The sequence below is a fragment of the Enterobacter cloacae complex sp. GYL001 genome (assembly GCF_049237125.1).
GTDB classification, from domain to species: Bacteria; Pseudomonadota; Gammaproteobacteria; order Enterobacterales; family Enterobacteriaceae; genus Enterobacter; species Enterobacter hormaechei_C.
In genome coordinates this window covers 190,636-200,008 of the sequence record NZ_JBMKGW010000009.1, presented here as the reverse complement: position 1 = coordinate 200,008, position 9,373 = coordinate 190,636, and the positions used below count along the sequence as shown (strand labels likewise).

The window sequence follows — 9,373 nt, the reverse complement described above, 5'->3', positions numbered from 1 at the left end:
CGATGGTAGTGTGGGGTCTCCCCATGTGAGAGTAGGGAACTGCCAGGCATCAAACAAGTGAAGAGGCCATCCGGAAGGATGGCCTTTTTGCGTTTCTGCACCTGCTTCCTTTCCATAAACAAATCACCTATCCCCCCATATATACGGTAAACTATCCCGGTTTTTGCATCAGGATAGCGTCTATGAATCACTCCCTTAAGCCCTGGAATACCTTTGGTATTCAACGGAATGCTAATCAAATTGTACGTGCCGAGAGTGCTCAGCAGTTGCTGAATGCATGGCAAAACGCAACAGAAAACGGTGAACCCGTACTTATTCTGGGCGAAGGAAGTAATGTCCTGTTTCTCGATGATTTTGCGGGGACGGTAATCGTCAATCGCATCATGGGGATTGAGCGTAAAGAGAGCGCTGACAGCTGGCATTTACACGTGGGTGCTGGCGAGAACTGGCATCATCTGGTGCAATATACCCTTGAAAAAGGGATGCCAGGGCTGGAAAACCTGGCTCTGATCCCGGGCTGTGCAGGATCATCTCCTATTCAAAACATCGGTGCCTACGGCATCGAACTGAAACACGTCTGCGAATATGTCGACTGCATCGAACTCGCGACCGGAACGGCGAAGCGCCTGACCGCAGAGCAGTGCCGCTTTGGCTATCGCGACAGCATTTTCAAGCACGACTATCAGGATCGTTTCGTCATTGTGGCCGTTGGCCTGCGCCTGGCGAAAGCCTGGAAACCCGTTCTGACTTACGGCGATCTGACCCGTCTCGACCCGGCTACCGTCACACCGCGTGAGGTATTTGATTCCGTTTGCCACATGCGAATGACCAAGCTCCCGGACCCGAAAGTAAACGGAAATGCGGGCAGTTTCTTCAAAAACCCGGTGATCAGCAGTGAAAATGCAAAAGCGTTTCTCGCCGGCTGGCCAACGGCCCCGCATTATCCTCAGGCGGATGGTAGCGTGAAGCTGGCCGCAGGCTGGCTTATCGATCAGTGTGAATTAAAAGGTACGACTCTTGGTGGCGCTGCTGTTCATCGTCAGCAGGCGCTGGTACTGATCAACCAGTCCAACGCGACAAGTGAGGATATCGTCAACCTGGCGCATCATGTTCGCCAGCGCGTGGGCGAAAAATTCAACGTCTGGCTGGAGCCTGAAGTTCGCTTTATTGGCCGAACGGGCGAAGTGAATGCCGTGGAGACCATTGCGTGAAGGACAATACTATCCCGTTAACTCTCATCGGTATCCTTGCCGATGGCGAGTTTCATTCTGGCGAGCAGCTGGGCGAACAGCTGGGCATGAGCCGTGCTGCGATCAATAAGCATATTCAAACGCTCCGCGACTGGGGCGTGGATGTGTTTACGGTGCCGGGAAAAGGCTACAGCCTGCCGGAACCGATCCAGTTACTGAATGAAGAGGTCATCCGCAGCCAGATTGGGCACGGTAACGTCGCGGTATTGCCGGTCATTGATTCGACGAACCAGTATCTGCTGGATCGCCTGAGCGAGCTGAAATCCGGTGATGCCTGCGTTGCCGAGTACCAACAGGCAGGACGTGGCCGCCGGGGGCGTAAGTGGTTCTCACCATTTGGCGCCAACCTCTATCTTTCCATGTACTGGCGGCTTGAACAGGGGCCAGCTGCGGCCATCGGGCTGAGCCTGGTGATCGGCATTGTGATGGCAGAGGTGCTGCACGATCTGGGTGCCGATCAGGTGCGGGTAAAATGGCCCAACGATCTGTATCTCAACGATCGAAAGCTGGCGGGGATCCTGGTCGAACTGACGGGAAAAACAGGCGATGCCGCACAGATCGTCATTGGGGCGGGACTGAACATGGTGATGCGAAACGTGCAGAACGATGTCGTGAACCAGGCCTGGACCAACTTGCAGGAAGCGGGGATCACCATCGATCGCAATACGCTTGCCGTCCGCATGATCAATGAGTTGCGTAGTTCGCTGACGCTCTTTGAACAAGAGGGGTTAGCGCCATTCCTGTCCCGCTGGGAAAAGCTGGATAACTTTATTAACCGACCGGTGAAGCTGCTGATTGGGGATAAAGAGATTTACGGCACATCACGTGGCATTGACGCGCAGGGCGCGTTGCTTCTTGAACAGGATGGCGTGATTAAGCCCTGGGTGGGCGGTGAAATTTCGTTACGAAGTGCGGAGTAACCCTCTCCCCACAGGGGAGAGGGTGTAGCAGGTCATCACTGCGGATACGGCACCCAATCCCCGGCATTCAGTCGGACATAAGGCTTATTCTGATACTGGATCACCACCGCATTGGCGTTTTCCGATACCTCTGCCGTCTGCGGCAGCCCGCTGGTGAGCTGATCCCAGTTCACGCTATCTTCCACAAACAGCTTACCGTCTACAGCGCGAGCAACCAGTTCCGAGATAGCCAGATAGCTGCTTGGCTGGGTGATTTCAATGGGCGCTCCCTGATGCGGCGCCTTCATGCCAAAGAACTTAATCCCGGCCGGAACGTTAGTGATGGACGGGCTTGGGATATCGCGCAGACCAGACACCTGCATCCTGTCGCCTTTCAGCGCCCCTCCGTGTTCTGGTACCACCACCACCATCACTTTGCGACCTGATTTTTCCAGCTCGTTGAAGAACGCGTTCAGCTCGTCAAAGAACTTCTGAGCACGGGCCTTATAATCGGCCGTTTTACTCACGCCGGGATAATGGTTCCCGTCGTGCAGCGGCAGCGTGTTATAGAACGTCGCACTACGTGTCCTTTCCTCTTTGCCGACGGTATCTAACCAGCGCTGAAGCACGGCGGTATCGTCATACACCGGCGAGCCATCAAAGCCCAGCAACGTTACCGGCAGCCCTTTCTGGTCCATCAGCGGGGCCTGCATGCCACCCTGTTCACGCACTTCTTTCAGGAAGTTACCGAACTGACCGTTATGGCCCATCATCAGGTGCTGGGTAAAGCCCAGTTTTGCGAGGTTATCAAACAGATAACACTGGTTAGCTGCCGGCTGGTAGAGGTTCTTATGCGAAGGCTGTCCGCAGCTGGCGCGCAGCAGGCGGATAGCCGCCGGGCCGCTGTACGACGTGGCCGAGTTGAAGTCCTTAAACTGAATATCGAAATGCGACCACAGCGGGTGCGACATCAAACCAGCCGCGTCAACGTCAGCCCAGGACAGAGAACAGATGTTAATGACCAGCAGCTCAAACGGCTGAGCATCGGCAGGCAGCGCGTCCGGGAATTTCGTCTGACGCTTATCTTCCGCAGCGTAAAAACTGGAGAGCCACGCGTTCAGGTTAGTGGATGTCGGCGGTGCAGTCTGCGCAGGAATATCCCCAACCACAGGCGTATCCCCTGCTGTCGCAACGGTCGCGGCGGCGGAACCGCCCGTGGTGGTAACGGTTGTTGTCGGCTGACCGGCTGGCCACAGCGAGAAGCTCGGGCCCGTCAGCGTCAGCACGTTTAGCCAGATCATAATTGCGACGACAAACACCGTCACCCGGATCCACTGAGACAGGAACAGCCAGGCGACCAGCAGGACAAATACCGCGCCAATCATCTGCCAGTTAATAAAGCGCTCAACCAGATCGAGCATATAGTCCGCACTGAAACCTGCGACCTGGGAGCCCTGGCTCATGATGCTTTCAGGGCCGGGCAGCCAGGTATCATGCCAGAACAGGGCGAAACCGATGGGGATAGCGACCCAGTGACGTATACGGTGCAGCCTGAGGTTCGGGATTGGCATCAGCAGGAATGCCATAAACACCAGGTTAAGCAGAGGGTGGAAATTAAGATAGCCTGCCCACAGCAGACCAAACTTCACCAGAAAGTAGAAATTCCAGCCGGACAGGCCGCGCCAGTATTGCCAGAGTGGCGAGGGCGCCGAAGAGGTATAGGTAGAATTAGTCATGTTTTCGGTTTGCCTTGACGTTCGGAGCGCGAGTCAGTGTTCCGGCGGGTTTAATATAGCGAGGTTTGACGAACAGTAATCTGATCGTATCGCGAATACGGCGCAGGGAATGGCGTGCATAGTAGCCAAGCGGCAAAAAAATCAGCGCGCACAGAACAACCAGTTGGATGATATCGCTGATATTCATAATGGCGCGCTCTCCTTGTTCTCATCCAGTAAGCGTAGCGGCTCGGGTACCCGTCGCCAGACATGCCCGTCATGTTTCGCGTTCAGAACCGGTTTGGCGCCGCTTGTGACAGGCAACGGTTTGGCCCACTTTTCAGGTGGCAGGGCACGCATCTGGACAAGCTCAGCCGCGATCAAGTTATCTTCAAACCAGACCATACGGTTCGAGAAGATATCCGCGGTAGGAAGCGGGAAGATATGGTTAAGTGCAGTATCCAGATCGTTCACCCGGCAGAAGGAGAGGAACAGCACCAGGCGGTTATCGCCAATGGTCATGATGTCCCCGATACGGTTAGGGCGGCACAGAGTGAGCGCCTGCTCAACGCGAATACCCGGCACGGGGCGCAGGGCAACCATCACCCCTTTTCCGTCTGCCGGTAACAGCGTATTGCTCATCATGTTGCCCACCGCATCGCAGAAGGTGTCCCATTTCTGGTAGCCGCGCAGTTTCATCGGCTGCGTCATTGAAAGCAGGGTGCTGATATCTTCCGGAACATGTCGATTAAACTGCTGGCCCTGGATGCTTTCGATCAGCGTCAGACAGCGCGACAGGGGAGCATTCCACGGAATGACCATATTCGCGCCGCAGCCCAGTAATAAGCGCTCATCGGTGGCGCGCAGGCTGGTATTATTTTCACGCACCACAATTTTTAACGCGCTGCCGCGCTGGCGACGTAATGTGTGAATGTGCCTTGCCAGCGTTTCGATTTGGTTATTCTGGATCAACGAGAAGATAATAGTCGCCGCCTGCGTGGTGCGCGCCTCATCAAATAAGGCTTCATTGGTATCGAACAGTGACCAGTGCTCAGACAGTGCAGGCGCACCTTCCAGTACCGCAATATGGCTCAGAACACGTTTTTCATCACTGCGTGGCTGAACTACCGTCTCTTCCTGTTGAGCAAGATGCCACTCATCCCCGACTTGTTTGAGTGTAAGTTGTTGTCGGGAGCTCACCCCTTTTTCATTGCACCAGAAAGCCACGTCGTAAAGATGGCTGTCGGTCTGGACCCGAATACTGGCCAGGCCATAGAGAGAACGGTATTCACTCATTAAAAGTGAAAAAAGCTTGTCATTATTACTGCCTGGGTTAACAACCAATAAGGTGCAATTTTGATTTTTTGCCCATCTGTTGATTCTTCCCAGCCATTTCAGCAGCTTTTCAGACGGTATATTTTGCAGGCCATCATTAGAGCATTTTAGAATCAGTAAATAGTGCTCAGGAACAATAGAACACTGAATATCGCGGGGTAAAAAGTATAGACTGTCAGCCTCCGCAGGCATGGAAAATAATCGTACTGTCTGGGGCCCACGGTCACTGTCGAGCCTGATGATTGACTTCGGCTCTTCGCCCATCGTAATGACGGCCACGCGGGAATCCTTCCCCTGCGCCGCTATCGTCTGGTTTACCAGACTGATGGCATCTTCATTACGATCCGTATTAACCCACCAGACTCCTCCGACTGGCATGTGGCGCAATTCGTCCCATAATGACTGGATGCCAATAGAAAATATGGAGTCCACGGTGTCCCTCTTTTCGTCGAATTTCTATGTCTCTCAGTTTACTAGCGAAAGCGTAGAAATAAACCTAACATTGAAATTAAAGAACATCAGATTTAGCATGTAAATGAAATTTAATGGCAGGACGCCTCGCTGCATCTGAATCTTATGATTTTACTCAAAGGGATGAAAAAAGAATGCAAAATAACGAACCCGCAACCCCAGTCGACTCAAGTCTGGGTTACACATTCCAGAACGATTTTTTGGCACTCACGCAGGCTTTTTCTTTGCCTGAAATAGATTACACCGATATTTCCCAGCGTGAACAGTTGGCGGCGGCTATTAAACGTTGGCCGTTATTAGCTGAGTTTGCCCAACAACAATAAGGAAGCCATTGATGGCTGTACTAGGATTACAGGGCGTCCGTGGTGGGGTGGGTACAACTTCCGTTACCGCGGCGCTGGCGTGGTCATTGCAGGTATTAGGTGAATCGGTACTGGTCATTGATGCCTGTTCCGATAATTTGCTGCGCATGTCATTCAATGTCGACTTTACGCATGCAAACGGCTGGGGACGCGCGCTTCTGGACGATAAAGACTGGCGGGATGCGGGTTTGCGTTATACCTCCCAGCTCGATTTGCTTCCCTTTGGTCAATTGACCGAAACCGAGCGCGGGAATGAAGCCGCGTACCAGCGCCTGTTCTCTCGCTTCATCACCGCATTGCAGAGCCTGAAAGAGAGCGGGCACTATCAGTGGATCCTACTGGACCTGCCGCACGGTGCCGCGTCGCTGACCCGCCAGCTGCTGGCGCAGTGCGACCATGTGCTCTCCATCGCGAACGTAGATGCGAATTGTCATATCCGTCTGCATCAGCAGCCGATGCCTGCCAATGCCCATATTCTGATCAACGATCTGCGCATTGGCAGCCAGATCCAGGACGATCTCTACCAGGTCTGGCTCCAGAGTCAGCGCCGCCTGTTGCCGATGGTGATCCATCGTGACGAAGCGATGGCGGAGTGCCTCGCGTCCAAACAACCTCTCGGGGAGTACCGTAGCGATTCACTGGCGGCGGAAGAGATCCTGACGCTGGCCAACTGGTGTCTGTTGCACTTTGCTAAACGGCCGGAGCCTGCCGGGAGTTCAGTATGAGCCGCCTGACTAACTGGCTGCTCATTCCGCCGGTCAGTTCGCGCTTAAGTGAACGCTACCGCCATTACCGTCATCACGGCGCCTCGTCGCTGAGCGCTGCGCTGGGCTGTTTGTGGATGATTCTGGCGTGGATGTTCATCCCCCTCGAACATCCCCGCTGGCAACGCATTCGTGCGCGCCACGGTGAACTCTATCCGCATATCAACCCTGACAAGCCGCGTCCGCTGGATCCCGCGCGCTACGCTATTCAGTCCATCTGGCTACTAACGACCTCACCGGGCGCGGAGAAAAAAACGTCCCGCTGGCGCAGATTCGATCGTGTGCAGAACCTGCGTGAACACTACCACCAGTGGCTTGACCGGCTACCTGACCGGGTGGGCGACAAAACGGGTCATTTAGATAACCACAAAGAGCTCGGGCACCTACACCCGGGCTTGCGGCGTTTTATTCTCGGCGTGGTTGTGGTGTTCTCGCTGATTCTTGCGCTGGTCTGTATTACCCAGCCCTTTAACCCGCTGGCGCAGTTCACCTTCCTGATCCTGCTGTGGGGCGTGGCGCTGCTGGTGCGGCGCATACCAGGGCGTTTTTCTGCCCTGATGCTGATTGTGCTATCGCTGACCGTTTCCTGCCGCTACATTTGGTGGCGATATACCTCAACGCTGAACTGGGACGATCCGGTCAGCCTGGTGTGCGGCTTAGTGCTGCTGTTTGCTGAGACTTACGCCTGGATCGTGCTGGTGCTGGGTTACTTCCAGGTTATCTGGCCGCTAAATAGACAGCCGGTGCCGCTGCCAAAAGACACGACCCAGTGGCCTACGGTTGACCTTTTCGTGCCGACCTACAACGAAGATCTGTCGGTGGTAAAAAACACCATTTATGCCGCGCTGGGTATCGACTGGCCGAAGGATAAAATCAAAATCTGGATCCTCGATGACGGTGGCCGTGCCGAGTTCCGCCAGTTCGCGGACGAAGTGGGGGTAGAGTACATCGCCCGTACCACGCATGAACACGCGAAAGCCGGTAACATCAACAATGCGCTGAAATATGCCAAAGGGGAGTTCGTCTCTATTTTCGACTGCGACCACGTGCCAACGCGCTCGTTCCTGCAAATGACCATGGGCTGGTTCCTGAAGGAGAAAGAGCTGGCGATGATGCAGACGCCGCACCACTTCTTCTCGCCGGACCCGTTTGAACGTAACCTCGGCCGTTTTCGTAAAACCCCGAACGAGGGCACGCTGTTCTATGGACTCGTGCAGGACGGGAACGACATGTGGGACGCAACGTTCTTCTGCGGCTCCTGTGCGGTGATCCGCCGGAAACCGCTGGATGAAATTGGCGGGATCGCCGTCGAGACGGTCACGGAAGATGCGCACACCTCGCTGCGTCTGCACCGTCTTGGCTATACCTCCGCCTACATGCGTATTCCTCAGGCGGCGGGGCTGGCCACGGAATCCCTGTCGGCGCACATCGGCCAGCGTATTCGCTGGGCCCGCGGCATGGTGCAAATTTTCAGGCTCGATAACCCGCTGATGGGTAAAGGGCTGAAGCTGGCGCAACGGCTGTGCTACGTCAACGCCATGTTCCACTTCCTGTCCGGTATTCCACGGCTTATCTTCCTCACTGCGCCGCTGGCGTTCCTGCTCCTTCACGCTTACATCATCTATGCGCCTGCGCTGATGATTGCCCTGTTCGTTCTGCCGCACATGATCCACGCCAGCCTGACGAACTCGAAGATTCAGGGGAAATATCGCCACTCCTTCTGGAGTGAAATTTACGAAACGGTGCTGGCCTGGTACATCGCGCCGCCCACCATGGTGGCGCTGATTAACCCGCATAAAGGGAAATTCAACGTCACCGCGAAGGGCGGGCTGGTGGAAGAGGAGTATGTCGACTGGGTGATCTCCCGGCCCTATATCTTCCTGGTGCTGCTGAATATTGTGGGCGTGATTGTTGGGATCTGGCGCTACTTCTACGGCCCGGAAAACGAAATTCTGACGGTCTTCGTGAGTATGGCGTGGGTGTTTTATAACCTGATTATCCTCGGTGGCGCGGTGGCGGTATCGGTGGAGAGCAAACAGGTTCGCCGCGCGCATCGCGTCGAAATCAGCATGCCAGCGGCCATTGCCCGCGACGATGGACATCTCTTCTCCTGTACCGTACATGACTTTTCGGATGGCGGTCTGGGTATCAAGATCAACGGTCAGGCGAAGGTGCTGGAGGGGCAGAAGGTCAACCTACTGCTTAAGCGCGGCCAGCAGGAGTATGTCTTCCCGACGCAGGTGGTGCGTGTGAGAGGAAATGAAGTGGGTCTGCAACTGATGCCGCTGACCAAAAAGCAACACATTGATTTTGTGCAGTGTACGTTTGCCCGCGCGGATACGTGGGCTCTCTGGCAGGACAGCTTCCCTGAGGATAAGCCTCTGGAAAGCCTGCTGGATATTCTTAAGCTGGGGTTCCGTGGCTATCGTCACCTTGCAGAATTTGCCCCGTCGTCGGTGAAATTAATTTTCCGGTCACTTACTTCACTGGTTTCCTGGGTCGTGTCGTTCATTCCGCGTCGACCTGAGCGAGATGAAGCGAAGCAGGCGGACCCGGTTATGGCTCAACAATGATGAT

The 9,373-nt window shown here is 54.9% G+C and carries 8 protein-coding genes; 5 read left to right on the top strand and 3 right to left on the bottom strand.

Features of this window, described 5'->3' with window-relative positions; translation table 11 throughout:
• Positions 1 to 182: 182 nt before the first annotated feature.
• The gene (gene murB, locus ACOTWU_RS16770) at positions 183 to 1,211 is read left to right on the top strand and encodes a UDP-N-acetylmuramate dehydrogenase (RefSeq protein ID WP_032649809.1); all 1,029 of its coding nucleotides are present in this window, start codon (positions 183 to 185) and stop codon (positions 1,209 to 1,211) included.
• The gene (gene birA / locus ACOTWU_RS16765) at positions 1,208 to 2,170 is read left to right on the top strand and encodes a bifunctional biotin--[acetyl-CoA-carboxylase] ligase/biotin operon repressor BirA (protein WP_017384195.1); all 963 of its coding nucleotides are present in this window, start codon (positions 1,208 to 1,210) and stop codon (positions 2,168 to 2,170) included. Before murB ends, birA begins: the two co-directional genes overlap by 4 nt.
• A 35-nt stretch (positions 2,171 to 2,205) precedes the next feature.
• Here the strand turns inward: birA and bcsG are convergent, their stop codons facing one another.
• From bcsG to bcsE, 3 genes are read right to left on the bottom strand one after another with little or no spacing between them, the layout of a single operon-like run.
• Positions 2,206 to 3,885: a cellulose biosynthesis protein BcsG gene (bcsG, locus tag ACOTWU_RS16760; protein ID WP_045907588.1), complete on the bottom strand. Its 1,680-nt coding sequence runs from the start codon at positions 3,883 to 3,885 to the stop codon at positions 2,206 to 2,208.
• Positions 3,878 to 4,072 (bottom strand): cellulose biosynthesis protein BcsF, encoded by a 195-nt coding sequence (gene bcsF, locus ACOTWU_RS16755; protein WP_017384193.1) that lies wholly within the window; start codon positions 4,070 to 4,072, stop codon positions 3,878 to 3,880. Before bcsF ends, bcsG begins: the two co-directional genes overlap by 8 nt.
• A complete protein-coding gene (gene bcsE, locus ACOTWU_RS16750; protein WP_032669013.1) occupies positions 4,069 to 5,631 on the bottom strand; it encodes a cellulose biosynthesis c-di-GMP-binding protein BcsE in 1,563 nt (520 codons plus the stop codon). Before bcsE ends, bcsF begins: the two co-directional genes overlap by 4 nt.
• Positions 5,632 to 5,804: 173 nt before the next feature.
• Here bcsE and bcsR point away from each other — a divergent pair, with 173 nt between their 5' ends.
• The 3 genes from bcsR to bcsA are packed head-to-tail and all read left to right on the top strand — an operon-like array spanning position 5,805 to position 9,369.
• The gene (bcsR, locus tag ACOTWU_RS16745) at positions 5,805 to 5,993 is read left to right on the top strand and encodes a cellulose biosynthesis protein BcsR (RefSeq protein ID WP_003861175.1); all 189 of its coding nucleotides are present in this window, start codon (positions 5,805 to 5,807) and stop codon (positions 5,991 to 5,993) included.
• Positions 5,994 to 6,004: 11 nt separating this feature from the next.
• Positions 6,005 to 6,757 (top strand): cellulose biosynthesis protein BcsQ, encoded by a 753-nt coding sequence (bcsQ, locus tag ACOTWU_RS16740; protein ID WP_003861177.1) that lies wholly within the window; start codon positions 6,005 to 6,007, stop codon positions 6,755 to 6,757.
• Complete coding sequence (bcsA, locus tag ACOTWU_RS16735) at positions 6,754 to 9,369, top strand: UDP-forming cellulose synthase catalytic subunit (protein ID WP_421625786.1); 2,616 nt, start codon at positions 6,754 to 6,756, stop codon at positions 9,367 to 9,369. Before bcsQ ends, bcsA begins: the two co-directional genes overlap by 4 nt.
• The last annotated feature ends 4 nt before the right edge of the window (positions 9,370 to 9,373 follow it).

Excerpts from the sequence above, each read along its gene's own strand:
- murB (WP_032649809.1), top strand. The coding sequence starts at position 183 with ATGAATCACTCCCTTAAGCCCTGGAATACCTTTGGTATTCAACGGAAT.
- bcsF (WP_017384193.1), bottom strand. The coding sequence starts at position 4,072 with ATGAATATCAGCGATATCATCCAACTGGTTGTTCTGTGCGCGCTGATT.
- bcsQ (WP_003861177.1), top strand. The coding sequence starts at position 6,005 with ATGGCTGTACTAGGATTACAGGGCGTCCGTGGTGGGGTGGGTACAACT.
- bcsG (WP_045907588.1), bottom strand. The coding sequence starts at position 3,885 with ATGACTAATTCTACCTATACCTCTTCGGCGCCCTCGCCACTCTGGCAA.
- bcsA (WP_421625786.1), top strand. The coding sequence starts at position 6,754 with ATGAGCCGCCTGACTAACTGGCTGCTCATTCCGCCGGTCAGTTCGCGC.
- bcsR (WP_003861175.1), top strand. The coding sequence starts at position 5,805 with ATGCAAAATAACGAACCCGCAACCCCAGTCGACTCAAGTCTGGGTTAC.